This is a genomic window from Kitasatospora sp. CMC57 (genome assembly GCF_045866025.2).
In the GTDB taxonomy this organism is placed as follows: domain Bacteria; phylum Actinomycetota; class Actinomycetes; order Streptomycetales; family Streptomycetaceae; genus Kitasatospora.
This window is the reverse complement of the sequence record NZ_AP035881.2, coordinates 4,057,189-4,083,138: the sequence shown is the minus strand read 5'-3', so window position 1 is coordinate 4,083,138 and position 25,950 is coordinate 4,057,189. Positions and strand designations below refer to the sequence as shown.

29 protein-coding genes and 1 pseudogene are annotated in these 25,950 nt (G+C 72.7%); 11 read left to right on the top strand and 19 right to left on the bottom strand.

Annotated features, from left to right (window positions below; all coding sequences use genetic code 11):
- Positions 1-57: 57 nt before the first annotated feature.
- The 3 genes from ispF to ACKUU6_RS18225 form a co-directional block, all read right to left on the bottom strand.
- The gene (ispF, locus tag ACKUU6_RS18235; protein WP_407989640.1) at positions 58-570 is read right to left on the bottom strand and encodes a 2-C-methyl-D-erythritol 2,4-cyclodiphosphate synthase; all 513 of its coding nucleotides are present in this window, start codon (positions 568-570) and stop codon (positions 58-60) included.
- Positions 560-1,297, bottom strand: a complete 738-nt coding sequence (ispD, locus tag ACKUU6_RS18230) for a 2-C-methyl-D-erythritol 4-phosphate cytidylyltransferase (protein WP_407992158.1) — start codon at positions 1,295-1,297, stop codon at positions 560-562. Before ispD ends, ispF begins: the two co-directional genes overlap by 11 nt.
- A 281-nt stretch (positions 1,298-1,578) precedes the next feature.
- A complete protein-coding gene (locus ACKUU6_RS18225) occupies positions 1,579-2,061 on the bottom strand; it encodes a CarD family transcriptional regulator (RefSeq protein ID WP_030244332.1) in 483 nt (160 codons plus the stop codon).
- Positions 2,062-2,433: 372 nt separating this feature from the next.
- On the opposite strand from ACKUU6_RS18225, the gene ACKUU6_RS18220 reads away from it, so the two are divergent.
- On the top strand, positions 2,434-3,105 hold the full coding sequence (locus tag ACKUU6_RS18220; protein ID WP_407989639.1) for a DUF461 domain-containing protein: 672 nt from the start codon (positions 2,434-2,436) through the stop codon (positions 3,103-3,105).
- Between the two features lie 75 nt (positions 3,106-3,180).
- Here ACKUU6_RS18220 and ACKUU6_RS18215 read toward each other — a convergent pair whose 3' ends face one another.
- Positions 3,181-3,876, bottom strand: coding sequence for a response regulator (locus tag ACKUU6_RS18215; protein ID WP_407989638.1), 696 nt, complete (start codon positions 3,874-3,876; stop codon positions 3,181-3,183).
- A complete protein-coding gene (locus ACKUU6_RS18210) occupies positions 3,873-5,141 on the bottom strand; it encodes a sensor histidine kinase (RefSeq protein WP_407989637.1) in 1,269 nt (422 codons plus the stop codon). Before ACKUU6_RS18210 ends, ACKUU6_RS18215 begins: the two co-directional genes overlap by 4 nt.
- A 279-nt stretch (positions 5,142-5,420) precedes the next feature.
- On the opposite strand from ACKUU6_RS18210, the gene phoU reads away from it, so the two are divergent.
- The gene (phoU, locus tag ACKUU6_RS18205; protein ID WP_407989636.1) at positions 5,421-6,098 is read left to right on the top strand and encodes a phosphate signaling complex protein PhoU; all 678 of its coding nucleotides are present in this window, start codon (positions 5,421-5,423) and stop codon (positions 6,096-6,098) included.
- 418 nt (positions 6,099-6,516) lie between these two features.
- Here the strand turns inward: phoU and ACKUU6_RS18200 are convergent, their stop codons facing one another.
- Positions 6,517-7,104, bottom strand: coding sequence for a lytic polysaccharide monooxygenase auxiliary activity family 9 protein (locus tag ACKUU6_RS18200; protein WP_407989635.1), 588 nt, complete (start codon positions 7,102-7,104; stop codon positions 6,517-6,519).
- Positions 7,105-7,358: 254 nt separating this feature from the next.
- A complete protein-coding gene (locus ACKUU6_RS18195; RefSeq protein WP_407989634.1) occupies positions 7,359-8,117 on the bottom strand; it encodes a phosphoglyceromutase in 759 nt (252 codons plus the stop codon).
- A gap of 158 nt (positions 8,118-8,275) precedes the next feature.
- On the opposite strand from ACKUU6_RS18195, the gene ACKUU6_RS18190 reads away from it, so the two are divergent.
- Positions 8,276-9,523: an MDR family MFS transporter gene (locus ACKUU6_RS18190; protein ID WP_407989633.1), complete on the top strand. Its 1,248-nt coding sequence runs from the start codon at positions 8,276-8,278 to the stop codon at positions 9,521-9,523.
- 24 nt (positions 9,524-9,547) lie between these two features.
- Here ACKUU6_RS18190 and ACKUU6_RS18185 read toward each other — a convergent pair whose 3' ends face one another.
- Positions 9,548-10,069 carry a YbjN domain-containing protein gene (locus tag ACKUU6_RS18185; RefSeq protein WP_407989632.1) on the bottom strand — a complete coding sequence of 174 codons (522 nt, stop codon included), beginning with the start codon at positions 10,067-10,069 and terminating at the stop codon, positions 9,548-9,550.
- Positions 10,070-10,152: 83 nt separating this feature from the next.
- On the bottom strand, positions 10,153-11,511 hold the full coding sequence (gene mshA, locus ACKUU6_RS18180) for a D-inositol-3-phosphate glycosyltransferase (RefSeq protein WP_407989631.1): 1,359 nt from the start codon (positions 11,509-11,511) through the stop codon (positions 10,153-10,155).
- Positions 11,512-11,653: 142 nt separating this feature from the next.
- Between mshA and ACKUU6_RS18175 the strand changes: the two genes are divergently transcribed.
- Positions 11,654-12,484, top strand: coding sequence for a class I SAM-dependent methyltransferase (locus ACKUU6_RS18175; protein WP_407989630.1), 831 nt, complete (start codon positions 11,654-11,656; stop codon positions 12,482-12,484).
- Positions 12,485-12,625: 141 nt separating this feature from the next.
- Here the strand turns inward: ACKUU6_RS18175 and ACKUU6_RS18170 are convergent, their stop codons facing one another.
- Entirely contained in the window at positions 12,626-13,159 is a 534-nt protein-coding gene (locus ACKUU6_RS18170) for an O-acetyl-ADP-ribose deacetylase (RefSeq protein ID WP_407989629.1), read from the bottom strand.
- Between the two features lie 228 nt (positions 13,160-13,387).
- Between ACKUU6_RS18170 and ACKUU6_RS18165 the strand changes: the two genes are divergently transcribed.
- The gene (locus tag ACKUU6_RS18165; protein ID WP_407989628.1) at positions 13,388-14,806 is read left to right on the top strand and encodes a PP2C family protein-serine/threonine phosphatase; all 1,419 of its coding nucleotides are present in this window, start codon (positions 13,388-13,390) and stop codon (positions 14,804-14,806) included.
- Between the two features lie 52 nt (positions 14,807-14,858).
- Here the strand turns inward: ACKUU6_RS18165 and ACKUU6_RS18160 are convergent, their stop codons facing one another.
- The 4 genes and pseudogenes from ACKUU6_RS18160 to ACKUU6_RS18145 form a co-directional block, all read right to left on the bottom strand.
- Positions 14,859-15,188 carry a DUF2516 family protein gene (locus ACKUU6_RS18160; protein WP_407992157.1) on the bottom strand — a complete coding sequence of 110 codons (330 nt, stop codon included), beginning with the start codon at positions 15,186-15,188 and terminating at the stop codon, positions 14,859-14,861.
- 133 nt (positions 15,189-15,321) lie between these two features.
- Positions 15,322-15,846 (bottom strand): hypothetical protein, encoded by a 525-nt coding sequence (locus ACKUU6_RS18155; RefSeq protein ID WP_407989627.1) that lies wholly within the window; start codon positions 15,844-15,846, stop codon positions 15,322-15,324.
- Between the two features lie 14 nt (positions 15,847-15,860).
- Entirely contained in the window at positions 15,861-16,268 is a 408-nt protein-coding gene (locus tag ACKUU6_RS18150; RefSeq protein ID WP_407989626.1) for a helix-turn-helix domain-containing protein, read from the bottom strand.
- 43 nt (positions 16,269-16,311) lie between these two features.
- Positions 16,312-16,704 (bottom strand): annotated as a pseudogene (locus ACKUU6_RS18145) (hypothetical protein); the annotation flags it as partial.
- 85 nt (positions 16,705-16,789) lie between these two features.
- Between ACKUU6_RS18145 and ACKUU6_RS18140 the strand changes: the two are divergent.
- Complete coding sequence (locus ACKUU6_RS18140) at positions 16,790-16,954, top strand: hypothetical protein (RefSeq protein WP_407989625.1); 165 nt, start codon at positions 16,790-16,792, stop codon at positions 16,952-16,954.
- Positions 16,955-16,965: 11 nt separating this feature from the next.
- On the opposite strand, the gene ACKUU6_RS18135 is transcribed toward ACKUU6_RS18140, so the two are convergent.
- Positions 16,966-17,475 (bottom strand): mycothiol transferase, encoded by a 510-nt coding sequence (locus ACKUU6_RS18135; protein WP_407989624.1) that lies wholly within the window; start codon positions 17,473-17,475, stop codon positions 16,966-16,968.
- A gap of 165 nt (positions 17,476-17,640) precedes the next feature.
- On the opposite strand from ACKUU6_RS18135, the gene ACKUU6_RS18130 reads away from it, so the two are divergent.
- From ACKUU6_RS18130 to ACKUU6_RS18120, 3 genes are all read left to right on the top strand, one after another.
- Entirely contained in the window at positions 17,641-18,117 is a 477-nt protein-coding gene (locus ACKUU6_RS18130) for a carboxymuconolactone decarboxylase family protein (protein WP_407989623.1), read from the top strand.
- 76 nt (positions 18,118-18,193) lie between these two features.
- Positions 18,194-19,117: an RNA polymerase sigma-70 factor gene (locus ACKUU6_RS18125; RefSeq protein ID WP_407989622.1), complete on the top strand. Its 924-nt coding sequence runs from the start codon at positions 18,194-18,196 to the stop codon at positions 19,115-19,117.
- A 119-nt stretch (positions 19,118-19,236) separates the two neighbouring features.
- Positions 19,237-19,638: a hypothetical protein gene (locus ACKUU6_RS18120; protein WP_407989621.1), complete on the top strand. Its 402-nt coding sequence runs from the start codon at positions 19,237-19,239 to the stop codon at positions 19,636-19,638.
- A gap of 4 nt (positions 19,639-19,642) precedes the next feature.
- Here ACKUU6_RS18120 and ACKUU6_RS18115 read toward each other — a convergent pair whose 3' ends face one another.
- From ACKUU6_RS18115 to ACKUU6_RS18100, 4 genes are all read right to left on the bottom strand, one after another.
- Positions 19,643-20,251: a dihydrofolate reductase family protein gene (locus ACKUU6_RS18115; protein WP_407989620.1), complete on the bottom strand. Its 609-nt coding sequence runs from the start codon at positions 20,249-20,251 to the stop codon at positions 19,643-19,645.
- Positions 20,252-20,377: 126 nt separating this feature from the next.
- Entirely contained in the window at positions 20,378-21,145 is a 768-nt protein-coding gene (locus ACKUU6_RS18110; protein ID WP_407989619.1) for a putative protein N(5)-glutamine methyltransferase, read from the bottom strand.
- A gap of 155 nt (positions 21,146-21,300) precedes the next feature.
- Complete coding sequence (locus ACKUU6_RS18105) at positions 21,301-21,492, bottom strand: hypothetical protein (protein WP_407989618.1); 192 nt, start codon at positions 21,490-21,492, stop codon at positions 21,301-21,303.
- Positions 21,492-24,584 carry an SNF2-related protein gene (locus ACKUU6_RS18100; protein WP_407989617.1) on the bottom strand — a complete coding sequence of 1,031 codons (3,093 nt, stop codon included), beginning with the start codon at positions 24,582-24,584 and terminating at the stop codon, positions 21,492-21,494. The genes ACKUU6_RS18105 and ACKUU6_RS18100 overlap by 1 nt, the downstream gene beginning before the upstream one ends.
- A gap of 130 nt (positions 24,585-24,714) precedes the next feature.
- Between ACKUU6_RS18100 and ACKUU6_RS18095 the strand changes: the two genes are divergently transcribed.
- The gene (locus ACKUU6_RS18095; RefSeq protein WP_407989616.1) at positions 24,715-25,245 is read left to right on the top strand and encodes a DinB family protein; all 531 of its coding nucleotides are present in this window, start codon (positions 24,715-24,717) and stop codon (positions 25,243-25,245) included.
- 93 nt (positions 25,246-25,338) lie between these two features.
- Complete coding sequence (locus ACKUU6_RS18090; protein WP_407989615.1) at positions 25,339-25,950, top strand: YceI family protein; 612 nt, start codon at positions 25,339-25,341, stop codon at positions 25,948-25,950.

Here is a 25,950-nt window from a genome sequence, read left to right as displayed (position 1 = left end):
TCAAGCGTAGTGGGCGGCGGGGGGTGCCCCGCCACCTTTCGTCAACGGGGACGTCAACTACTCCGGGTTTCGGGGCGCCTGGACCCGGTAGACCAGTGCGGTGGCGATCGCCGCCAGGCCCTCGGCCCGGCCGGTCAGGCCCAGGCCGTCGGTGGTGGTGCCGGAGACCGAGACGGGTGCGCCGACCGCCGCCGAGAGCGCGGCCTGCGCCTCCGCCCGGCGCTTGCCGATCTTCGGGCGGACCCCGATCACCTGGACCGCGACGTTGCCGATCTCGAAACCCGCCGCCCGGACGATCCGGGCCGCCTCGGTGAGCAGCGCGACGCCGGAGGCGCCGGACCACTCGGGGCGGTCGGTGCCGAAGTGCGCACCCAGGTCCCCGACCCCGGCCGCCGAGAACAGCGCGTCGCAGGCGGCGTGCGCCGCCACGTCCGCGTCCGAGTGCCCGGCGAGGCCGAACTCGGCCCCGGGCCAGTCCAGTCCGGCCACCCGGAGCGGTCGGCCGGCCTCGAAGGCGTGCACGTCGGTGCCGATCCCGACCAGCGGGATCAGGGGAGTGTCAGAAGCCATCGGAGGCCCTCCTCCGGGCGAGTACGGCCTCGGCCAGCACCAGGTCGAGCGGGCGCGTCACCTTGAACGCCTCCTCGTGACCCGGCACCACGACCACCCGGCCGCCGAACTGCTCCACCAGACCGGCGTCGTCGGTGACCGCGACGGGCTCGGTGAGCGCCCGCTCGTGCGCGGCGGCCAGCACGTCCCGGCGGAAGCCCTGCGGCGTCTGCACGGCTCGCAGCGCGGAACGGTCGGGCGTGTCCAGCACCGGCTCCGGGCGGCCGCCGCTCTGCGGCTCGACCAGCTTCACGGTGTCGGCCAGCGGCACCGCGGGCACCACCGCCACGGCCCCGGCCCGGACGGCCGCGGCGACCGCGTCCACCACCTCGACCGGGACCAGCGGCCGGGCCGCGTCGTGCACCAGCACGACGCCGACCTCGGCCGGGATCGCGGCCAGGCCGAGCCGGACCGACTCCTGCCTGGTCTCTCCGCCGGCCACCACCCGGATGTCCTTGCCGTCCAGACCGTGACTGTCCAGCAGGGCGATCACCTCGGCCACCCCCTCCGGCGGGGCGGCCACCACCACCAGGCCGACCGCCCGGCTGCGCGCCAGGGCCCGGACCGCGTGCACCAGCAGGGGCACCCCGCCGAGCTCGCGCAGGGCCTTCGGGGCTCCGGGCCCGAGCCGCTCGCCCCGCCCTGCGGCGGGGACCACGGCTGCTGCGACTGCTGCTGTGCCGTTCAGGGTTTCGCTCCTTCGGCGCTGTGCCGGTTCTTCGCCGGTTCTTCGAAGTCCCGAGGTCAGGTTTCACGCCTTCGGCGCGATGGGTATGGCCCTGGCGAACGTCCGGCGGCGCCCCGGCCCCTTCCGAAACCCAGGGCTCCGTGAGACCGTTCGACCACCGCCCGGGGGCTCGTCGGCATCCGGGTACGCCGAAGCGCCCGAGGTGCCGGTGCGTCACCATGGTCACGTACGTGACCATGGTGACGCACCGGCATCGGGCGCTTCGACATGCGGGGGCTGTACTACGAGGCCAGGACCTCGTCGAGCAGCGTCTCCGCCTTGTCCTCGTTGGTGTTCTCCGCGAGCGCGAGCTCGCTGACCAGGATCTGGCGCGCCTTGGCGAGCATCCGCTTCTCTCCGGCCGAGAGACCGCGCTCACGCTCGCGACGCCACAGGTCGCGGACGACCTCGGCCACCTTGATCACGTCGCCGGAGGCGAGCTTCTCGAGGTTCGCCTTGTACCGACGCGACCAGTTGGTCGGCTCCTCGGTGTACGGCGCCCGCAGCACCTCGAACACGCGGTCGAGGCCCTCCTGACCGACTACGTCCCGCACGCCTACGAACTCCGCGTTCTCCGCGGGAACGCGCAGCGTCAAGTCTCCCTGCTGCACCTTCAGCACCAGGTAGGTCTTGTCCACACCTTTGATCTGGCGAATCTCGATGGCCTCGATCAGCGCAGCCCCGTGATGGGGGTAGACCACCGTGTCGCCAACCTTGAACGTCATGTGACAGGGCCCCTTCCGTGGCTTACCAGAATAACATGGTTCTCGGTTCACCCGAAGGGCGTTTTCGCAGGTCAGAGCCGGTCTCGGGGCTTGACAAGGGCCCCTCCGGCGTGCTGCGACCAGTGTTCGACCGGGCCTTACCGCAGGTCGGAGGCGGTATACACACCTGACGAAACCTCTGGCAACACTCCGGAAACCATGATTTGATCATGGGTTTTTGCCGTATACGCGGTCGCGCCTCCCGGCGGGCCCCGTCGGCCACCCGAGCGGCGACTCAACCCGCGACACGGGACCACCCCGTGAGAACCGGATAACCGCGGTCGGTAATCTGACCCTGACCACCGACCCGAGATCCAAGGAGATGCCGCCGCCGTGAGCCGCAGCCTTCGACGCGGCGCGATCGCCGTGATCGCCCTCGCCGCGATCCTCCCGCTGTCCGCCTGTGCCGCCGGGAACCGCCCGGACACCCTGCAGATCAAGCCGGACAACGCCGCGACGTCGATCGGGGAGAACCTCAAGCTCAACAACATCGTGGTGGTGACCGCGGCCGGGGCCAGCTCCGAGCACGCGGGGCCGGCCCAGCTCACCGTGAACATCAGCAACTCGGGCGACAGCGCCGAGACCCTGCAGTCGATCACCGTCGGCGAGGGCGCCACGGCGACCTTCGCGGACGCCAAGGGTGCCGCGCTGTCCGGGATCGTCATCCCGGCCGGCGGCGCCGTCCTGATCGGCGGCGAGGGCCAGCCGGTCGCCAAGATCGCCTCGGCCAAGGTGGAGGTCGGCGGCTTCACCCCCACCTCCTTCTCGTTCGCGAACGCCGGCAAGGTCGCCACCGAGGCCCAGGTGCACCCGGCCACCGGCCTGTACGAGGGCTTCGGCCCGGCCGGCGGCGCGTCGCCGTCCGCCTCCGCGTCGGCCTCGCCGTCCGCCCCGGCCTCCCCGTCCCCGTCGGCCTCGGCTTCGGCCGGCGCCTCCGGTTCGGCGTCGCCGTCCGCCGGTGCCCCGGCCTCGCCCTCGGCGTCGACCACCGTGGCCTCGCACTGACCCCAGGTCGTGCCGAAGGCCCCCGCTCGGGCGAGCGGGGGCCTTCGGCACGTCGGTCTACGGCGGCGTGTGGGTCTACGGCTCGAACTTGTAACCCAGGCCACGGACCGTCACCAGGTAGCGCGGGGCCCCCGGGTCCGGCTCGATCTTGGCCCGCAGGCGCTTGACGTGGACGTCCAGGGTCTTGGTGTCACCGACGTAGTCGGCGCCCCAGACCCGGTCGATCAGCTGCATCCGGGTGAGCACCCGGCCGGCGTTCCTGAGCAGCATCTCCAGCAGGTCGAACTCCTTGAGCGGCAGGTCGACCTTGGCGCCGTCCACCGTGACCACGTGCCGGTCGACGTCCATCCGGACCGGGCCGGCCTCCAGCGTGCCGGGGCCGCCGCCGTCCGTACCGCCGTTGCCGTCCTCACCGCGGCGGCGGAGCACCGCGCGGATCCGGGCGACCAGCTCCCGGGTGGAGTAGGGCTTGGTGACGTAGTCGTCGGCACCTATCTCCAGGCCGACCACCTTGTCGATCTCGCTGTCCTTGGCGGTGACCATGATCACCGGGACGTTGGAGCGGACCCGGAGCTGGCGGCAGACCTCCGTGCCGGGCAGGCCGGGGAGCATCAGGTCGAGCAGCACCAGGTCGGCGCCGTTGCGCTCGAACTGCTCCAGCGCGTCCGGGCCGGTGGCGGCGATGGCCACCTCGAAGCCCTCCTTGCGGAGCATGTACGACAGGGCGTCGCTGAACGACTCCTCGTCCTCGACCACCAGTACTCGGGTCACGATCGGGCCTCCGGGGCAGGAAGGGGGTTGGTGCGGATGGTTGGGGTCTGCGGGCTCGCCGCCGGAGCCTGACCGGCGGGGAGGCGGACGGTGAAGGTGGAACCCTGGCCCTCGACGCTCCACACCGACACGGTGCCGCCGTGGGAGGCCGCCACGTGCTTGACGATGGAGAGGCCGAGGCCGGTTCCGCCGGTGGCGCGGGAGCGGGCCGGATCGACGCGGTAGAAGCGTTCGAAGATCCGCTCGCGGTCCTTCTCGGAGATGCCGATGCCCTGGTCGGTCACCGAAATCTCGATCAGCTCGCCGTCCGCCTCACCGAGGGCGGCGGCGCTGGAGATCCGCCGGGTGGCGATCGCCACCCGGGTACGGGGCGGACTGTAGTTGACCGCGTTCTCCACCAGGTTGCCCAGCGCGGCGGCCAGCTGGCCGCGGTTGCCGTACAGGTAGAGGCCGCCTATGCCGCCCGCCGCGATGTGGATCTGCTTGGCGGCTGCTGGCTGGCGGCAGCGGTCGATCGCCTCGGCGATCAGGGTGTCCACCGGGACCGGCTCCGGGTCGACCATCAGCTGGTCGTCCTGGACCCGGGACAGGTCAATGATCTCCTGCACCAGGCTGGCCAGCCTGGTGGCCTCGATCTGCATCCGGCCGGCGAAGCGCTGCACCGCTTCCGGGTCGTCGGACGCGTCCGCGACCGCCTCGGAGAGCAGCGAGAGCGCGCCGACCGGGGTCTTGAGCTCGTGCGAGACGTTGGCCACGAAGTCCCGGCGGACCGCCTCGATCCGGCGGCGCTCGGTGAGGTCCTCGACCAGCACCAGGACCAGCCGGGAGCCGAGCGGGGCGACCCGGACGGAGACCGCCAGCGGGTCGGTGGCGCGGGCCGCGCCCGGCCGCGGGACCTCCAGCTCGACCTGGCGGATCTCGCCGTCCCTGCGGGTGGCGCGGGCCAGCGAGAGCATCTGCTCCACCGCCATCGCGCCGCCCCTGACCAGGCCCATCGCGTAGGCGGCGGAGCTGGCCTTGACCACCTCGTCGCCCTCGCCCAGCACGATCGCGCAGGAGCGCAGCACCGAGAGCACGGTGTCCACCCCCGGCGGGAGAGGCGCGTCCTGGGCCGGCGTACCGCCGAGACCCGTCCTTCCGCCCTTGTCTCCGCTGCCTGCCCTGGCCTGCTCCCGCTCACTCCAGCGGAAGGCGATCGCGGCCGTGAGACCGACACCGAGCCCGGCTATGGCGCAGGCTGCGGCGAGGGCCACATTCACGTCCATGTGGCCAGCGTAAGCGCATGTCGGCGGCCCACCCCCGGGGTGAGATCAAGGCATCGGCCGCACGTTGCCGAGAATTCACCTTCACGCTGCCACCGGTTCACTGCCCCGGCCGTGCGAGGTCGCCCAGACGGCTCAGGGTGGGTTGCGCAGCCCGCGCGGGCGGTGACGGCACTACGATGCCGCCACCAGCAGCGGCCGTCCCGATCGTCAGACGGGCTCGCTTGTCATGTGAGAGGCCGGTCGGCACCGCCACCGACAGAGCTACTGAGGAGAGCAGCAATGCGCGACGCGTACCACGAGGAACTCGACTCGATCAGCGACGGCCTGGTCGAGATGGCCCGGTTGGTCGGTTCGGCGATGGGTCGGGCCACCACCGCGCTGCTCGACGCCGACCTGGCACTGGCGGAGAGCGTGATCGCCGCCGACGACAAGGTCAACGCCCTGCACCACGACCTGGAGAACCGGGCCATCGACCTGCTGGCCCGTCAGCAGCCGGTCGCGACCGACCTGCGGATCGTGGTCACCTCGCTGCGGATGAGCTCGGACCTGGAGCGCTGCGGCGACCTGGCCAGGCACGTGGCCAAGGTGGCCAGGCTGCGCTTCCCGGAGACCGCCGTCCCGGCCGACCTGCACCCGATCGTGCTGGAGATGGGGCAGCTCGCCCAGCGGCTGGTGGCCAAGGCCGGTCAGGTGATCGCCACGAAGGACGTCGAGAAGGCGCTGGAGCTGGAGCAGGACGACGACGCGATCGACGCGCTGCACCGCGAGCTGTTCTCGCACCTGCTGGACGACCGCTGGCAGCACGGCATCGAGACCGCGGTGGACGTCACCCTGGTCGGCCGCTACTACGAGCGCTTCGCCGACCACGCGGTCTCGGTGGCCAAGCGCGTGGTCTTCCTGGTGACCGGCGAGCACGTGGCCGAGTTCGTCGCCGCCAACGCCGACTCCGCGGAGTAAGGGGACGGCAGGCGGCGCGGGGGCGCACGGGGCGGTGGTGAACCGCCCCTGCGCGCCCGTTGACGCCCCGTCACCGGCGGGGCTTCACTCAGGGGTGGGCACACCTCCGTGTGCGCCGCAGTGTGCCAGTGCCAAGGAGGGCCCAGCGCGATGAAGGCAACCACCGCTCCGACCAGTCCACCGGCGAGCGTCGTCGAGCCGACCAGTCCCGCCCTGCTGCCGATCCTCGCCGCCGGGTGCGGCTGCGGCGGGGGGTGCGGATGCGGCTGCCAGTCGGGTGCGCCCTGCCAGTGCGGCGGTGCCACCGGCGGCTGCTGCGGCGGCCACTGACCCGGGCCGGTCCCACCGTCCCGCCCGTCGGCCGGGCGTCCCTGTCCTGAGCGGGGCGCCCGGCCGACGTACGCCTGCGGCCCCGGCCTCAGAACTGCAGGTCGACGCAGGAGTAGAAGGCGTTCGTGGTGTCGGCGACGTCCCACACCGCGAGCAGCACGTGGTGCCCGGTCAGCCCGGCCGGCAGCGGGACGCTGTGGGTGAGCGTGCTGGGCGGCTGGGCGTTGTTGCCCGGGACGGTCAGCAGCGGGGTGAGGTCGAGGCTGCTCCGGCTGAGCACCGAGGCGGCGCTGTAGCCCGGCTTGGTGAGGAAGTACCGGTACCGGGCGGTGGCGTGCCTGGCGGTGAACTTCCAGGTGAAGTTCTGCTTCTGACCTGCCGTCACCTTGGTGGTCGGCCAGGCCCCGTTCCGCGGGTTGTCCAGCTGGGCGAACCGGCTGTTGCCGCCCGCACAGAGCTTGCCGTCGGCCGGGCCGCCGCCGGGGAAGCCCTTCGGCCCCTCGACGCTCTGCGGCTCCCACTGGATGTCGCCGCAGCCGGTGACGGTGCCCGCCGCGCAGTACGCCGCCCGGCTGGGCGGCCCGCTGATGTACCCGTGCGAGAAGGCCGGGATCGCCGTGGCGACCGGTACGGCCAGGGCCCCGACGAGGGCCGCGAACACGTGACGCTTGCGCATGGTGCTCCTTCCGGACCCGCCCCGGGCAGGCCGGAGCGAGCTGTGGGGGGTGGATGGAGTGCACGGCCGGCGCCCGACCGCCGGTGGGGGGACCTGGCGTGCCCGCGCCAACGCTGCCGCCTACGGTAGGAGCGCCGAGCCGACCCGTCAATGGTCTGAACCACCCTCCGCCGAAGGCGAGTTGACGCCCCCGCACAGCAGAGGGCCCCGCTCGCGCTGACGCGCGGGCGGGGCCCTCCGGAACGACGTACGGGCTACTTCTTGCCCTGGTTCTTGACCGCCTCGATGGCGGCCGCGGCGGCGTCCGCGTCCAGGTAGCGGCCGCCCTTGGTGACGGGCTTGAAGTCGGCGTCGAGCTCGTAGACAAGCGGGATGCCGGTGGGGATGTTCAGGCCGGCGATGTCCTCGTCGGAGATGCCGTCAAGGTGCTTGACCAGCGCGCGCAGGCTGTTGCCGTGGGCGGTGACCAGGACCGTCTTGCCGACTGCCAGGTCGGGGACGATCGCGTCGTACCAGTACGGGAGCATCCGGTCGACGACGTCCTTGAGGCACTCGGTGCGCGGACGCAGCTCGCTCGGGATGTCGCCGTAGCGGGCGTCGCCGGACTGCGAGTACTCGGTGCCGTCCTCGAGCTCCGGCGGCGGGGTGTCGTACGAGCGGCGCCAGAGCTGGAACTGCTCCTCGCCGAACTCGGCGAGGGTCTGGGCCTTGTCCTTGCCCTGGAGGGCGCCGTAGTGGCGCTCGTTCAGTCGCCAGCTGCGGCTGACCGGGATCCAGTGCCGGTCGGCCTTGTCCAGGGCGATCTGGGAGGTGCGGATAGCGCGGCGCAGCAGGGAGGTGTGCAGCACGTCGGGGAGGAAGCCCTCGGCGGCGAGGAGTTCGCCACCGCGTGCGGCCTCCTTCTCGCCCTTCTCGTTGAGGTCGACGTCGACCCAGCCGGTGAAGAGGTTCTTCTGGTTCCACTGGCTCTCGCCGTGACGGAGCAGGATCAGTCGGTAGGTCGTGTCAGCCATGGGGGTCAGCTTAATAGAGCCGGATAACCACTGGCCGGGGCCGAGACTCGCCGGTAATGTTCACTTCGAAGTTAAGCCACTTACATCGCCGCTGAGCGGTCAGCCTGCCATGCCTTGACACCGCTCAGCGCGACCCCACGCCCTCCGGGAGCCCTCGTATGCCCGCTCTGCAGCGCCTGGTCGTCTCACTATCAGAGACAGGCCGTGGACTCCCCCGCCGGTTCTGGTGGCTCTGGACCGCCACCCTGGTCAACAAGCTCGGCGGCTTCGTGGTGCCGTTCCTGGCGCTGTACCTGACCGCCGACCGCGGCTACTCGGCGGCGTACGCGGGCCTGGTCGCCTCGCTCTTCGGCCTCGGCTCGGCGATCGCGGCGATCGGCGGCGGCGTGCTGACCGACCGGATCGGGCGGCGTCCCACGCTGCTCGCCGCGCAGCTCGGCACCGCCGTCAGCATGGCGGTGCTCGGCTTCACCGACGGCCCGGTGGCGATCGCCTCGATGGTCTTCCTGGTCGGCCTGGCCAGTAACGCCTCGCGCCCGGCGATCTCGGCGATCATCGCCGACCTGGTGCCCGCCGAGGACCGGGTGCGGGCGTACTCGCTGAACTACTGGGCGATCAACATCGGCTTCGGCGTCTCCGCCGCCGCGGCGGGCGTGATCGCGGCTGGCGGCTACCTCACGCTCTTCCTGCTGGACGCGCTGAGCACGCTGCTCTGCGCGGTGCTGGTCTTCGTGAAGATCCCGGAGACCAGGCCCGCCGTCGGCACTCCGGAGCGTTCCGCACCCCCGGTCCACCTGGGCACGGTCTTCGCCGACCGCCGGTTCATGGCCGTGGTCGGGATCAACCTCCTGCTCGCCCTGGTCGCCCAGCAGGGCAGCACCACACTGGCCGTCGACATGGGACGGGCCGGGATCTCCGCCACCCAGTACGGCCTGGTGATCAGCCTGAACGGCCTGCTGATCGTGCTGCTCCAGCTCCCGCTGACCCGGGCGATGCAGGGCCGGAGCCGGACCGCGCTGCTGCTGGCCAGCGCCCTGCTGATCGGCTGGGGTTTCGGGCTGACCATGTTCGCGGGGTCGTCGGTCTGGTTCTTCGCCTTCACCGTCGCGGTCTGGACGATCGGCGAGATCATGAACGCCCCGACCATGACGGCACTGGTCGCCGAACTCGCCCCGGCGCAGGCCAGGGGGCGCTACCAGGGCGTGTACTCGCTCTCCTGGTCGCTCGCCATGTTCATCGGCCCGGTGGGCGGCTCCCTGCTGCTCCAGTACGGCGGCGGGGTCGCGGCCTGGGGCACCTGCGCGGCCCTCGGCACGGCCGCCGCGGCCGCCTTCCTGCTGCTCGGGCGGCGGCGCACGGTCGAGACCGTACCGGCAGCGGTGCAGCCGGCCCGGGTCGCCGCCTAGGCCCCGTCAGGGCCCGGACAGGGCCTAGACCGACGGCTCGCCGCTCGGACCCGCCAGGTGGGTGAAGGCTTCCAGGTTGCGGGTGGACTCGCCGCGCTTGGTGCGCCAGTCCCACTCGCGCCGGATCGCGGTCGCGAAGCCGAGCTCCAGCAGGGTGTTGAAGGGGTCGTCGGCCCCCTGCAGCACGGTGCCGAGCAGTCGGTCCACCACCTCGGTGGTCAGCCCCTCCAGCGGCAGCCGTCCCGCCAGGTAGACGTCCCCGAGCGCGTCGATCGCGTACGCGACGCCGAACAGCTTGGTGTTCCGCTCCAGCAACCAGCGGTAGACCGCCTCGTGGTTCTCGTCCGGGCGGCGGACCACGAAGGCGTTCACCGAGAGGGTGTGGTCGCCGACCCGGAACGCGCACGGGGTGGCCAGCTTGCGCGTCCCGGGCAGCGTCGCGACCAGCGTGTACGGATCGGTCGCGGCGGGCTCCCAGGCCACGCCCGCCTCGTCCAGCGCGGTCCGGAGCACGGCGAGGGCGTCGTCCTTGGTACGGGTTGCCATGAGGAAGACGTTACTCGGCGGTACGGCGGCCCGGCGTTCTGACTCCCCGGCAGACGCGGCCCAGGCCGGGCCCGCGGTCGGACTCAGGCCCGCCGCAGGCCGCTGCGCAGCCCCGACCGGTGCAACGCAGCGGTGTACACCTCGGCGGTGCTGGCCGCGGCGGTCTCCCAACCGAACGCGGCCGCGTGGGCGGCGGCGGCCACCCCCTGACGGTGCACCAGCTGGGCGTCCGTCACGTACGGACGCAGCGCCCGGGCCCAGTCGCGCGGCTCGTGACCGGGCACAAGAGCGCCCGTCAGGCTGTCCTGGACCGCTACCGGCAGACCACCGACGGCCGCCGCCACCACCGGGGTACCGCAGGCCTGCGCCTCCAGCGCGACCAGGCCGAACGACTCGCTGTACGAGGGCATCACCAGGGCGGTGGCCGCTCGGTACCACTCCGCCAGCTCGGCCTGACCGACCGGCGGGTGGAACCTGACCACGTCGCCGATGCCGAGCTGGGCGGCCAGCTTCTGCAGGCTCTCGGGCTTGGCGAGGCCGCTGCCGGACGGGCCGCCGACTACCGGCACGACCAGTCGGTGGCGCAGCTCGGGCTCGCGCTCCAGCAGCACGGCGACAGCCCTGAGCAGCACGTCGGGCGCCTTGAGCGGCTGTATCCGGCCCGCGAAGAGCAGCACCGCGGCGTCCTGCGGCAGGCCGAGCCGCGCCCGCGCCGCCTGCTGGTCACCGGGGCGGAACACGTCGAGGTTGACGCCGGGGTGCACCACGGCCAGCTGGTCCGGCCGGGCGGCGTAGTGGAAGGCCAGCTCGCCGGCCTCCTCGGCGGTGTTGGCGATCAGCCGGTCGGCGGCCTCGACCACCTGGCTCTCACCGATCACCCGGGCGGCCGGCTCGGGGGTGTCACCCTCGGCCAGCGCCGCGTTCTTCACCCGGGCCATGGTGTGCATGGTGTGCACCAGCGGGACACCCCAGCGCTGCGCGGCCAGCCAGCCGACCTGGCCGGAGAGCCAGTAGTGGGAGTGCACGAGGTCGTAGTGGCCAGGGCGGTGGCCCGCCTCGGTGCGCAGCACGGCGTGTGTGAAGGCGCACAGCTGGGCCGGCAGGTCCTCCTTGATCAGACCCTCGAACGGACCGGCGGTGACGTGCCGGACCAGCACCCCCGGCGCCAGCTCGACCGTCGGCGCGTCGTCGGAGCTGATCGCCCGGGTGAACACCTCGACCTCGATGTCCAGCTGTGCCAGCCGCTTCGCGAGCTCGACGATGTAGACGTTCATCCCGCCCGCGTCGCCGGTGCCCGGCTGGTGCAGGGGGGAGGTGTGCACGCTCAGCATCGCTATCCGGCGCGGCCGACGGGAACGACCGCCCACCAGCGCCTGCAACCGCCCTCGGGCGGGTGGCAGGAGCTGGGCACGGCGAGCCGTTCTTGCAGGGTGCTGAGTCACCTGCGGAGGCCTCCTTGGTTGCTCCCCGTCTGCCGCCCACGGGCCGCGGGCATTGGTCCAGTGTGACAACCGCCGGAGGTGCGGACGGCATTCCCGTCCGCCGACTGGGACGGTCCGGGGGTCCCGCCGTAGGCTGCCCGGCATGGCTGCCACGTTCGATCCCTCCAGCTCCGCCGCCCGTGGGCGGAGGGACCGACCGGTCGGCACGGTCACCCGGGGCACCACCAACACCAACCGGCTGCGGCGGATGGACCGCTGGATCGCCCACACCCTGGGCCCCGCGCTGCGCTCCGCCGACCGCCCGCCGGCCGCGGTGGACCTCGGCTACGGCGCCGCGCCCTGGACGGCCGTCGAACTGGCCGGCCGGCTGCGCACCGTACGGCCCGACGTCCGGACGGTCGGCATCGAGATCGAGCCCGAGCGGGTCGCGGCGGCGCTGCCGTACGCCGAGCCGCCGCTCCTGACCTTCCGCCGGGGCGGGTTCGAGGTCCCGCTGGACGACGGGGAGCGGCCGCTGCTGATCAGGGCCGCCAACGTGCTGCGGCAGTACGAGGAGTCGGCGGTAACCGCGGTCTGGGAGCGGCTCTGCGGGCGGCTGGCGCCCGGTGGGCTGCTGGTCGAGGGCACCTGCGACGAGATCGGGCGGCGGCACGTCTGGGTCGCGCTCGGCCCCGAGGGTCCCCGGACGGTCACCTTCGCGGCCCGGCTGGGCGGGCTGGAGCGGCCGTCCGACCTGGCCGAGCGGCTGCCGAAGGCGCTGATCCACCACAACGTGCCCGGGCGCCCGGTGCACGCCTTCCTCACCGACTTCGACCGGGCCTGGTCGGCGGCGGCGCCGTACGGGGCGTTCGGAGCCCGGCAGCGCTGGGTGGCGGCCTGCCGGGCTCTCGGCGGGACGTGGCCGCTGGTGGACGCGCGCGGGCGGTGGCGGCAGGGGGAGATCACGGTGCCGTGGAGCGCGCTGGCGCCGTAGCCGTCGGCCTGCACAGGTCGCCCGGTGCACCGCTCGTCGCGATTCACTCGAACGAATTATCGATTATCCCTGGCGCGCCGACGCCTCGTCAGGTCACCATGGGTGCACCGCACGAGCGGCCGGTGGCTGTCCCAGCCCCGGTCAGCTCCTCTGCCCCGCAGCGCGCTCGAACGCGTCGTACGCGTCCCGGCCGAACAGCACGAACCGCACCTCCTCCAGTTCCGACCCACCGTCAGTGACCTCTCCCACCGCCGCGAGGGCGATCCGCGCCGCGTCCTCCAACGGCCACCGGTAGACCCCGGTTGAGATCGCCGGGAAGGCCACCTTCCGCGCACCCAGCTCCGTCGCGACCCGAAGGGACTCCCGATAGCAGGACGCCAACAGCCCGGCCCGCTCCTCGTACTCCTCCGGCAGGTGGACGGGCCCCACCGTGTGCACCACCCAGCGGGCCGGCAGCCGGCCGGCCGTCGTGGCGACGGCCCGGCCGACCGGCAGGCCCTTGCCGTAGTGCGAGGCGCGCAGCTGGCGGCACTCGGCCAGGATCTCCGGCCCGCCCCTGCGGTGGATCGCGCCGTCCACCCCGCCGCCGCCCAGCAGTGAGGTGTTCGCGGCGTTGACCACCGCGTCCACCTGCTGCTCCGTGATGTCACCCTCCACCAGAGTGATCCGCGTCACCGCACCGACCCTTCGTCATGTCCCATGCCGGGCACCACAACCAGGAGCGCCCGCCGTCAGCGCCCGGCCGGTCCGACGGCGTGGCGATAGCCACAGAGCCGCCCGCCGGCCGGAGAAATCTTCGGAGATCACGTTATGGTCGCGGGAAGCTCCCCGACACACAGTGCCATGCGGGCACTGCGCGCGGACCTCAGCCGTTGCCCAGTCGGGAAAAGGGAGGACCGACCCATGCCCGCAACGGGAGACGGGCGGGCACCTCGTGCCGCGCACCGGCCGGGCGCCCTCACCGAAGCACGCGAGACGCGCGCGGAGGCGGTCGAGGCTGGGCACAGTCCGATACCGCACCCCCGGGGCAGCGCCGGCGCACCGGACGCCCCGTTCCGGCTGCTGGTGATCGAGAACGACTTCACCGACGCGGCCTTCCTCGAGCAGCTGGTCACCGACAGCGGCTCGGCGATCGAGCTGCACTGGGCCCAGGGCGTGGCCTCCGCCGCCACCCGGCTGGCCCGGCCGGGTACCCGACGGGGCCGGTCGCGCGAGGTCGAGTTCGGCTGCGTCCTGCTGGACCTCGCCGACCCGGCCGACCAGAGCGGCCCGCTGCAGGGCCTGGAAGGGCTGCGCGAGCTGCTCCGGCACGCCCCGCAGACCGCCGTCGTGGTGCTCACCGACGCGGCCGGGGCCGAGCTGGGCGCGGCGGCCGTGGCGGCCGGAGCCCAGGACTTCCTGATCCGGCACGAGACGGACGGCCCCCTGCTGGCCCGCGCGCTGCGCTACGCCGTGGAGCGCAAGCGGGCCGACGAGTCCCAGCGCCGCCTGGTCGAGGCCGAGCTGCGCGGCCAGGAGAACGCCCGCCTCCAGCGCCACCTGCTGCCCACCCCGCTGCTCGACGGCGCCGGGCTCTCCTTCACCCGCCGCTACCGCCCCGGCCGCAGCCGCGCCCTGCTCGGCGGCGACTTCTACGACGCCGTCCGGACGGACGACGGCGTGGTGCACGTGGTGATCGGCGACGTCTGCGGCCACGGTCCGGACGAGGCCGCCCTCGGTGTGGCGCTCCGGATCGCCTGGCGTTCGCTGGTCTTCGCCGGGCTGACCGGTCAGGCCCTGCTCACCACCCTCCAGCACGTCCTGGAGCACGAGCGGCGCAGTGACGAGATCTTCGCGACGCTCTGCATGCTGGTGCTCGTCCCCACCGGAGCCTCCGCCACCCCCGGGAGCGACCCGGCCCTGCTCCCCGGGCAGGAGCGGGCCAGGCTCTACCTCGCCGGGCACCCCTCACCGCTGCTGCTCGCCCCCGGCGCCACGCCCGCCCTGCTCTCCGCCGACCAGGCCGGCCCCGCCCTCGGGCTGCTGCACTGCAACGACCCCGGCGCGGCCTGGCCCGCCCAGGAGCTGACCCTCGACCCGGGCTGGAGCCTGCTGCTCTACACCGACGGACTGGTCGAGGGCCGGGTCGGCGCGGGCTCCCGCAGACTGGGCCAGGACGGTCTGGTCGAGCTGATCGGCGACCACCAGGCCGGTGGCCTGACCAGGGGCCGACTGGTCGACACCGCGATCGCCGAGGTCGAGGAGCTGAACGGCGGCGCACTCACCGACGACGTGGCGGTGCTGCTGCTGGAGCGCAACCCCGCCCCGGTCATCATGGGCTGACACGCCGAAGGGGAGTGCCGCCCGGGCACTCCCCTTCGCTGGTGACGCCTCGTCACCAGGGCCCGTACGGCCCCATGTTCCGCTTGCTGTCGTTGCCCTGACCGCCTGTCAGCTGCTTGATCGCGGGCCGGACGTCCACCATGTAGACGATCGCGGCGACCAGCCCGACCAGGGTCAGCATGCTGAACACCGCCGCACCGAGCAGCAGGTCCAAACCGAGCGCCAGCCCGAGGATGATCAGCCAGAACGGCTTGGTCTTCTTGTCGGCGGCCCGGAAGGCGTCCTCCCGGCGCGTCACCGCGTCCACGAAGGCGAACAGCTTGAAGCCCACGACCGCCACGGCCAGCCACCAGAACGGATTCAGGTAATCCAACTGCAGGATCACGGACACTGCGGACTCCTCACTGCGGCTCCGGTGACACCGTCGCCCATTCGGGCACGGCCGGATGACCGTACCCGGCACAACGAACCGTTACGCCCGGTTGTGCCCGCCTGACCTCCGGGTCGGCTCTCGGCTACTTCGCCGCGTCGCCGGTGCTCTTCCGCGCCCGGGGTGCCCGCTTCGGCGCAGCCGCGGACGTCTCCGACGTCTCGGTCTCCGGCTCCACGTCCACCGCGACGGCCTCGACCTCGATCTCGGCGACCGGCTGCTCCGCCGGGGAGGCCTGCGGGCCCTCCACCACGGACTTGCCCCGGACCGCCAGCTCCTCGTACGCCTCCTTGGCCTTCACGGCCAGTTCGAGCGCCAGGCCGACCTGCTGGAGCGCGAAGCTCTGCGCCTTCTCCTGCAGACCCTTCAGGTCACCCGGCAACGTGGAGACCGTCTCGGTCACCTTCGCCTGCGCCTCGGCCAGCCGGGTCTGCGCCTCCTGGAGGCGGGCGGTGGCCTTCTCCTGGGCGCCCTTGCGGTCCGCAGCGAGCGCCTCGACCTTGGCGGGCACCTCGCGCAGCTTCTCGTACGCCAGGTCCCCGGCGCCCGCGATCGCGTACAGCGGGGTCGGGTCGCTCAGGGTCTTCTTGATCTCGTCGGTGATCGGCATGACAGGTCCTCCTGCTATCCCTCGACAGTCCGGCGGTCGGCCTGTCCTTCTCCTGCTCCCCCCGGCTCCCCGACACTCTCCTGATTCTCCTTCAGGAAGGCGTCGTAGACCGCGAGCAGCGCCTGCTTCTGCCGCTCACTGATCAGCGGATCGGCCAGGATCGCGGCCCGCAGTTCGAGCCCCTCCCCCTGCCGCTCCTCCAGCATCCCGGCCTGCACGTACAGCGTCTCCGCCGAGATCCGCAGCGCCTTGGCGATCTGCTGCAGGATCTCCGCACTAGGCTTCCGTAGCCCGCGCTCGATCTGACTCAGGTACGGGTTCGAAACCCCCGCGACCTCCGCCAGTTGGCGCAACGAGTACTGCGCGTTCCGCCGCTGCTCGCGGATGTACTCCCCGAGCGAGCCGACCTTCAGTGAAGCCATACCCGCACTCTGCCCGACCTTGCTTGCAATTGCAAGCACAGTGCTAGCGGCAGCAACCGCGCGGGTCGGGCGCCGCCGCCTTGACAGTGGGCCAGCGGACGAGGGAGACGGCGAAGGGCTTGAAGCCGCGGCGCCGGAGGATGTGGGGAACCAGGAGGATCACGGCCTCGGCGGCCCGGGCCGTGGCGATGCCGCCGAGGCCCTCGATCCATGCGGGCTGCCAACCAAGGTCCCCGAGCAGGGCGGTGACGCTCTTCTTCGCGGCCTGGTCATCGCCCGAGAGGTAGGCGGTCGGCGGGGTGGCCAGGGTTTCGGGGGCGGTCATGACCATGAACAGCATGGTGTTGAGGGTCTTGACCACCCGGGTGTCGGGCAGGGCGGCCTGGAGCTGTTCGGCGAGGCTGCTGCCGGGATACCAGAGGTCGCCGGGCAGGCCCACCGCCCTGACCATCGCCGTCCACCGCCAGGGCCCCGGCGTCCGGCTGCGCCTGACAGCCGAAGCAGGCGCGGACACACCCGAGTTGCGCCGGGAGCAGCTCGGCCTGGCCACCCTGCCGCCGCCGCTCCCGCTGCCGGAGGTCCCGCTGTACCTGCTGTGGCACCAGCGCTACGACGAGGACCGCACCCACGTCTGGCTGCGGGACCTGGCCACCGAGACGGTCCGGGCACTGTTCGCACCGGCGTAGGACCGAGCCCGCTACCGCCGCCGCAGTACGCCGCGGATGAAGGCTGCCTGGCCGGCGTGCTGGAGGCTGTCGGAGACGACGCTGACCAGCCGGACGCCCAGGGTCACCGGCGGGGTCCAGCTCTCGTCCACGATCCGGTCGAGGGCGGGGCCGCTGAGCCGGCGCACGTACGACAGGGTGTGCTCGTGCACGGCGTCGTAGTAGTCGGTGAGCAGTCGGGCGGAGGAGACCTGGACGGCCGCGACCTCGTGGGTGGTGTGTCCGTAGCCGGTGGCGGTCGCGGGGAAGGGGAGGTCGAAGCGGTCGTGCCAGCCCTGTGCGGTCCAGAGCTGTTCGGTGCCCGCGACATCGGCCACGTGGTCGTCCTGAATTCGCGTCAGGTGCCAGACGAGCCAGGCGATCGAGTTGGCCTTCGGGTCCAGCCGCGCCGCCAACTCGTCGGGGCCGAGCCCGGCCACCGCCCCGTGGACGACCTCGCGGACCCGACCGAACGCATCGACCAGCAGAGCGGCTGAGTTCATGAGGGCGATCCTTCCACGCTGGGGCCGGATGGCGCGGTCACCGACGTGACCGGCATGTCGGGTGCCATCGGGAGACGCAGGTCACATCCGCCCGTGTCACAGGCGGGCGGGCCGTCTCGTCTCGGGTGGTGCAGGCAAGACCGACCCACCACGGAGGAGCAAGCCATGAACGCCCGACTGAACCTCTTCGCCGACCCGACCGCAGGTAAGGCCGTCAAGCACCTCATGGCGGCGGGCAAGGTGCTCAAGGACTCGCCGCTGCCGGCCGCCACCCAGGAATTGGTGGCGTTGCGGGTCAGCCAGATCAACGGCTGCGCGGTCTGTCTCGACATCCACACCAAGGACGCCACCGCCGCCGGCGAGACCCCGGTGCGGCTGAACCTGGTCGCGGCCTGGCGGGAGGCCACCGTCTTCACCGACGCGGAACGGGCCGCACTGGAGCTGGCCGAGGAGGGGACCCGGGTCGCGGACGCGGCCGGCGGGGTGTCGGACGAGGTGTGGGCGCAGGCCGCGAAGCACTACGCCGAGGAGCAGCTCGCCGCGCTGCTGATGCTGATCTCCTTCATGAACATGGCCAATCGGATCAACATCATCACCCGTCAGCCGGCCACCGGCGACTACGAGGCAGGGAAGCTCCACTGACGGCACGACACCGGCACGGGCCGGTGGTCGGCCGGCCGATTATCCGTCAGAAGGCAGCAAGGGGAAAGGACGCGTGGTGAGCAAGGTCGAGGAGTTCGAGGAGCTGCGGCCGCTGCTGTTCTCGATCGCCTACCGGATTCTCGGCAGCGTGAGCGAGGCGGAGGACGCGGTGCAGGAGAGCTGGCTGCGGTTCGACGGCTCGGCCACCGTACCGACGTCGACCAAGGCCTTCCTGTCGGCGGCGGTGACCCGGATCTCGATCGACGTGCTGCGCTCCGCGCGGGTGCGGCGGGAGGCGTACGTCGGGCCGTGGTTCCCCGAGCCGCTGCTGAGCGATCCGTACCAGGACCCGGCCAGGGCGGCGGAGTTGGCCGACTCCGTGTCGATGGCGGCGCTGCTGCTGCTGGAGCGACTGAGTCCGCTGGAGCGGGCGGTCTTCCTGCTGCGGGAGGTGTTCGGCTTCGGGTACGACGAGGTCGCCGCGGCGGTGGGCCGGTCGGAGGCGGCCTGTCGGCAACTGCTGGTCCGGGCCCGGCGGCACATGGAGGCCGGACGGCCACGGTTCGACGCGGACCGGCGGGAGCGGCAGGAGCTGGCGGCGCGGTTCTTCGACGCCCTCCGTGAGGGCGACGTGGTCGGCCTGCGGGACCTGCTCGCCGCCGACGTCTCGATGGTCGGCGACGGGGGCGGCAAGACCCCGCAGCTCGCCAGGGCCGTCGTCGGCGCGGAGAACGTGGCCCGGCTGCTCGCCGCCGTCTTCCCCTGGCTGGCCCGGATCGACGTCACGTTCGAGCCGCACCTGGTCAACGGCCAGCCGGGCGCGGTCTTCCGTGACCGGGAGGGCAAGGTGCTCCAGGCCCTGGCGCTCGATGCCCTGGACGGGCAGGTCCTGGCGATCCGCCTGGTGCTCAACCCCGACAAGCTCGGCCACCTCGGCCCGGTGGCGGACGCCTGGGCCGTCCACCACGAAGTGAGGCGCGCTCGCCGGGCCGCGGAGTAGCCGACGGCGTTCCTCCCCGACGGCGAACGGTCGGCGCGGCCGCCGAACCGGGCGGCGCGGCGGGAACCGGCAGGGGGCCGGACACGTCGACACACAGGACTGATCAACAGGGGGGCGGCGTGGAGTCCGTGCAGGACCGCAGGACAGCTGATGGCTGTGCATGGACGGTGGCCTGGGCGCTGACCGCCCTCGTCCTCGCCACGGCGGTCATCCTCGTCGGCAACAGCTGGGTGATCGAGGCATGGCACTGGTGCCTGTCACAGGATCACGAGCCCGATCCCGACATGGCGGCGGCCGTCCGCTCGGTCTGGGCCGTCAGCCTCGCCCTGTTGCTGCTCCTTGGTGCGGTGCTCTCCCGTCTGCCGGGCAGCCGGTGGTACCTGTTGCCGGCCATGCTCGCGGTGGCCGCAGCGCTGACCTGGCTGTTCGTGATCGGGATGGGCTCCCCGGCACCCCTGCAGCCGGGCGCGCCGGAGGAGACCCCCTGCTGGTCGATGCGGAGCTTCCCGTTCCTCGACTGAGCCGTCACACCGCGCTCTGGCCTGCTGCCGCCGGGCGGTAGGTGCACACGCTCGCGCCTGCCTTGTTGGTGACCGTCGAGACCAGTTCGAGGGTGCGCAGAGTGCCGTCGGCGGGGAAGATCGTCTTGCCACCGCCGAGCAGCACCGGCATGACGATGAGGCGGAGTTCGTCGAACAGGCCCTCGCTCAGCAGGGTGCGGACGAGGGTGGGGCTGCCCATCACCACCACGTCGCCGCCGGGGGCGTCGTGCAGCTCGCGGAGCCGGGTGACGGCCTGGTCGGCGGGGATCCGGGTGGTGTTCTCCCAGCTCAGGTCGGAGTCGCCGAGGGTGGCGGAGACGACGTACTTGGGAAGGGCGTTCATCAAGTCGGCGAACGGGTCGCCGGCCCGGTCGGGCCAGGCGGCGGCCATGGTCTGCCAGGTGCGGCGGCCGAACAGCAGCGCCTCGGCCTTGGCGGTCACCTCGGCGAACGCGCCGCCCACCACCTCGGGGTCGAAGAACGGGTGCGACCAGCCGCCGTGCGCGAAGCCGCCGTCGCGGTCCTCCTCCTGACCACCGGGGGCCTGGACCACGCCGTCGAGGCTGATGAACTCGCTGATCACGATGCGCATGGGAGTCGCTCCTCTGTCTCACTACGGACGCACCTCAAGGGGGCCGGTACGGCTTGGATCAGATCATGCTGCACCGACAGACGGGCCGTCAGATCCGACGCGACGTCAGCTGCCGGACCGGTACGGTCAGGCCGGCAGCGTGCCCACGACCACGGTGGCGTCGTGGTCGTCCGAGGTGCGGATGTCGGTGGTCAGTCCGCGGGCGGTCATGGCGGCGGCGGTGCCGACGGCCTGGCGGGTACTGGTCTCGATCAGCAGCCGGCCGCCCGGGGCCAGCCACCGGGGTGCCTGGGCGATGACGCGGCGTTGGACGGCCAGGCCGTCGGGGCCGCCGTCCAGGGTGAAGTGCGGTTCGTGGTCGCGGGCTTCGGAGGGGAGGAAGGGAATCGCGTCGGTGGGGACGTACGGGGCGTTGGCGACCAGGACGCTGATCCGGCCCCGCAGGGTGGCGGGGAGCGGGCCGTAGAGGTCGCCCCGGTACACCGCGGCTGTGGCCGGGAGATTGCCGCGGGCGCAGTCGGCGGCGGTGGCGTCGAGGTCGGCGGCGTGCAGCTCCGCCGACGGCACCCGGTCGGCCAGGACCGCGGCCACCGCGCCCGCGCCGCAGCAGAGGTCGAGCGCGACACCCTCCGGGCGGAGCAGCGCTGCGGCCTGCTCGGCGAGGAACTCGGTGCGGCGGCGCGGGACGAACACCCCGGCGGTGACGGTGATCCGCAGACCGCAGAACCCGGCCCAGCCGAGGACGTGTTCGAGCGGATGGCCCTCGACCCGGCGGGCGACCATGGCCGCGAGCTTCGCGGGTGTGTCGGCGGTGGCTAGGAGGAGGTCGGCCTCGTCCTCGGCGAAGACACAGCCGGCGGCGCGGAGGGTGGTGACGATGGTGGCGTACGGCATGACAGCGGCCTTTCGGGCGGACGAAGGGCGCCCTCGTGGCCTGCCGGTCAGTGCGGCGGGACGACGGAGGAGAGCGCCCATACGGATCGAGCGGTGATGGGTCTCACCTCCTGGGTCGAGTCGGGTACTGCCGGGGGAACCCTACCAAGCAGGGATCAGGCGCCGCTCCCGTCCGGATCGGCGAGCCTGCGGTAGGTCTCGGCCAGCAGGACGCTCAGCTCGCGGCCGCCGATCCGGAGCCCCGCCGGGCCGAGGCCGTCGATCGGCGTGGCCGAAGCCGTCGCCGGGGCGGGCGGGGTGGCCTGCAGGGTGAAGTCACCGTCCCAGAAACCGGTCGTGGGGTCCATCAGGCGGCTCCGATCGCGTCGGCGGAGAGGGTGACGAGCTCCCGCAGGGTGCCGGGGTCCAGGCCGGAGAGCCACTGCTCCTCGGTGGAGACGGCGGACTCCGCGAGGACGCGTTTGGCCTCGATCAGCTCGGCGATCCGCTCCTCGACGGTGCCCACGCAGACCAGGCGGCGGACCTGCACGTCGCGCCGCTGGCCGATCCGGAAGGCCCGGTCGGTGGCCTGGTCCTCGACCGCCGGGTTCCACCAGCGGTCCAGGTGGACGACCTGGTTGGCGGCGGTGAGGTTGAGCCCGGTGCCGCCGGCCCGGAGGGAGAGCAGGAAGACCCGGGGACCGCCGGGGGCCTGGAAGCGCGCGACCAGCTCCTCCCGCCGGTGCTTCGGCACGCCGCCGTGCAGGTAGAGCACCTCCTCGCCGAGCCGCTCGGCCAGGTGCGGCTGGAGCAGCCGGCCGAACTCGGCGTACTGGGTGAAGACCAGCACCCGGTCACCCTCGGCCAACGCCTCGGCGAGCAGCTCCTCCAGCCGGGCCACCTTGCCCGAGCGGTCGCCCAACGGCGATCGGTCGTGCAGCAGTTGGGCCGGGTGGTTGCAGACCTGCTTGAGCTTGCCGATGGCGGCCAGCACCGTACCCTTGCGCTCGACGCCCCGGATGCCCTGCACCCGGTGCAGCACGTCGGCGACCACCGCCTGGTAGAGCCCGGCCTGTTCGGCGGTCAGGTTGCACCAGACGGTGATCTCCTGCTTCGCGGGCAGCTCGGCGGCGATCGAGGGGTCGGTCTTCAGCCGCCGGAGCACGAACGGGCCGCTGAGCCGCCGCAGTTTTGACCCGACGTCGGCGCTGCCGTGCTGTTCGACCGGGACGGCGAACCGCTCCCGGAACGACTCCGTACTCCCGAACAGTCCCGGGTTGGCGAAGTCCAGGATGGCGTGCAGCTCGGCCAGCCGGTTCTCCACCGGCGTACCGGTCAGCGCGATCCGGTGGACCGTCACCGGGAGCGAACGCAGCGCCCTGGACTGGGCGGTGGCGAAGTTCTTGACGTACTGCGCCTCGTCGGCGACCACCCGCCGCCACCGGATGCCGGCCAGTGTCCGGATGTCCCGCTGGAGCACCCCGTACGTGGTGATCACCAGGTCCGCGTCGGGGATCGCCGGACCACGCTCGCTCCCGTGGTGGACGTGCACCCGGAGCATCGGCGCGAACCGGGCCGCCTCGCGCTGCCAGTTGCCGACCAGCGACATCGGGCAGACCAGGAGGGTGGGTCCGGTCATGGTGCCCGCGTGCTGTTCGGCGGCCAGCAGGGCCAGCGTCTGGACGGTCTTGCCGAGGCCCATGTCGTCGGCCAGCACCCCGCCCAGACCCAGCCGGGCCAGGCCGTGCAGCCAGGCCAACCCCCGTTCCTGGTACGGGCGGAGGGTCGCGCCGAAGTCCGGCGGCAGGACCGGGACGGCGGTGTCCTGGGTCCGGCCCGCCAGCAGCTCGCCGAGCGGTCCGGTGGCGGTGACCTCGGTGACCGGGAGGCCGCCTGCGGTGGCCGTCGGGTCGAGGGCGAGCCGGAGCAGCTCGGCCGTCGGCAGCGATCCGGTGCCGTGCCGGGCGAGGAAGTCGAGAGCGGCGGCGATCTGCCCGGCGTCCACCTCGACCCAGCGGCCGCGCAGCCGGACCAGGCCCTGCTGGGCCGCACCCAGATCGGTCAACTCCTGCTGGGTGAGCCTGACGTCGCCGATCGCGGCCTGCCAGCGGAAGTCCACCACCGCATCCCGGTCGACCTGGGCGGCCCGCTCCACCGTGCCGGGCGGTGCGGTCCGGGCGGCGGTCAGCGCGAGGCCGAGGGCGGGCCTCCGCTGCCACCATGCGGGCAGCAGGACGCCGAATCCGGCCTCGGCGAGCGCGGGTGCGGCCTCGCGGAGGAAGTCGAGTGCCCCGGCCCGGTCCAGTCGCAGGCCGGTCGGACGGCGGCCGGACGAGCCGGGGCGCAGCTCGGGACGGCGGAGCGCGGCGCGGTCGAGTTCGGCCAGGTAGCTCTCCACCGGGTCGGCGAGCTGCCGGGCCAGTGCGGCGAACGCCGGTCCACCGTCCCAGAGTTCGGCGGCGGGGATCAGCAGTGAGGGCTGTTCGACCGCCTGGACCAGGAAGTCGAGCCGCCAGTCGTCGTCGGACGGCCGCCCTTCGGCGTCGTCGTGGGAGGGCCCGAGCGGTTCGGAGAGCCGGAAACAGAGCCGGACCGGGCTGTCCGCCGGGGGCAAGCCGGCCAACCAGACCGCCAACTGTTCGCGCAGGGAAGCGAGTTCGTCCGCAGCTGCGTCGAACCGCCCGTCGGCCCGGTGCAGCGCGGCCCACCAGGCCGCCGACGTCCCGTTGGCGGCCGGCACCTGCGTCCCGTCCAGCGCGGTCCTGATCTCCTGGTCCACGAAGCGGTCGAGCAGGTCGGCGACCAGCTCGGCGGGCCCGGCCGCGCCGGCCGCCAGGACGGCCGGCGGGCAGCCCCGGACCAGCGCGTCCGCCTCCCGCCGGTCGGCCCGCTCCGGCGCGGGCTGCCAGTGCGCGTACGGGCCGCCGTCCCGCTCGCGCACCACCGGCAGCGCCCGGCCCCGGCCGGCCAGCCGCCAGGCCAGGTCGTGGACGGCGGTGAGCCAGCGCAGCGAGGCGCCGTACGCGAGCTCCACCGACCCTGCGGCGCCCGGGAGTTCGAGGCTGGCACCGGACCAGTACGGGTCGAACAGCTCGCCGAGCAACTGGGCCGCCTCGGTCGGCGGGAAGAGCAGCACCGGCACCCGCCAGGCGGTCAGCGAGACGCCCTGGCCGGTGGCGCCGATCGGCAGCTGCGGGGAGGGGGTGGGGGCGCCGCCCAGGCTGGGCAGCCGCAGGGTGCTCCACCGTTCGGGGGCCTGCTCAGCCAGCCAGCCGGGGCCCGGGCCGAGGGCGGCGAGCAGCCGGGCCACCTCGGCGGCCGGGGCCGCGAAGGGGTGAGCGGTGGCTGGCACCGAGGCGGTGGCCGGGCGGTGCAGTCGGGCTGCCGTGTAGGCGCGGGCGTCCTCGGCCCAGAGCGCCAGGCGGCCGTCGGCCCGCCAGAGCGCGTGCAGGGCGTACATGGCAGGGCCTCCCGGGAACGGCAGCAGGCTTTCACCCTAACCGGGAGCGAAGTGGACATGATCCGACCTGGCTCCGCCCTACCGCGGTCGTACCGAAGCGGGGGGACCCGCCCGAGGAGAGGGGATCGACATGGTGGTTCTGGTGGCCGCGGAGACGGGTGAGCGCGAGGGGCTGCTGGCCTTCCTGGAGGCGCACCGGGGCGCGGTGCGCCGCTCGGTGCACGGTCTCACCGAGGAGCAGGCGCGGGCGACCCCGACCGCCAGCAGCCTCTCGCTGGGCGGCCTGCTCAAGCACGTGGCCACCTGCGAACGGCACTGGACGGAGGCCGTGCTCACGGGCCGGGAGCTGCCCCAGCGGCCCTGGGAGGACCAGCACCGCCTGTTCGACGACGAGACCGTGGCCGGCCGGCTGAAGCGGTACGAGGAGATCGCCGCCGAGACCGAGCGGATCATTCGGGCCCTGCCGAGCCTGGAGACGGACGCGGCGCTGCCGGACCGGCCCTGGTACCCACCGAACAGCCGTCGGACGGCCCGCTGGATCCTCACCCATCTGTGCACCGAGGTGGCCCGGCACGCCGGCCACGCCGACATCATCCGGGAGACCCTGGACGGCAGCACCGCGCTGGAGCTGGTCGCGGCGGCCGAGCGGGACCGGGCGTGAGCCATGGTTGAACATTGAACGAAATGGGGTTATGGTGGTGGCACGCCAACAAGTTGAAGCCTAAACAAATGGCTTCCGACCCGAGGAGAAGTCATGGGCATCTTCAACCGCACCAGCAGCAAGGCCGCCACCACCACCGTCGCCGAGACCCCCGCCGGGCCGGACCTGGCGCACCTGACGGGCGACTACACGATCGACGCCTCGCACAGCCGGATCGGCTTCGCGGTCCGCCACGCGATGGTGACCAACGTGCGCGGCGTGTTCGCCGAGCACGACGGCCTGCTCCACCTGGACGGCACCAACCCGGAGAACTCCACCGCCGCGCTGACCATCAAGGTCGCCAGCATCGACACCAGCAACACCCAGCGCGACGAGCACCTGCGCACCGGCGACTTCTTCGAGGCGGAGACCTTCCCGGAGATCACCTTCCGCTCCACCTCGGCCGAGCGGCTGGGCGGCGACTCGTACCGGATCACCGGTGACCTCACCATCAAGGACACCACCGGACCGGTCGTCCTCGACCTGGAGTACACCGGCAGCGCGACGGACGTCTACGGCGCCCAGCGGGTCGGCTTCGAGGGCAGCGCCACCATCGACCGCACCGCCTGGGGCCTGACCTACAACGCCGCGCTCGAGACCGGTGGCGTGCTGATCGGCGAGAAGGTGAAGCTGAGCTTCGACATCTCGGCCGTGAAGAGCGTCTGA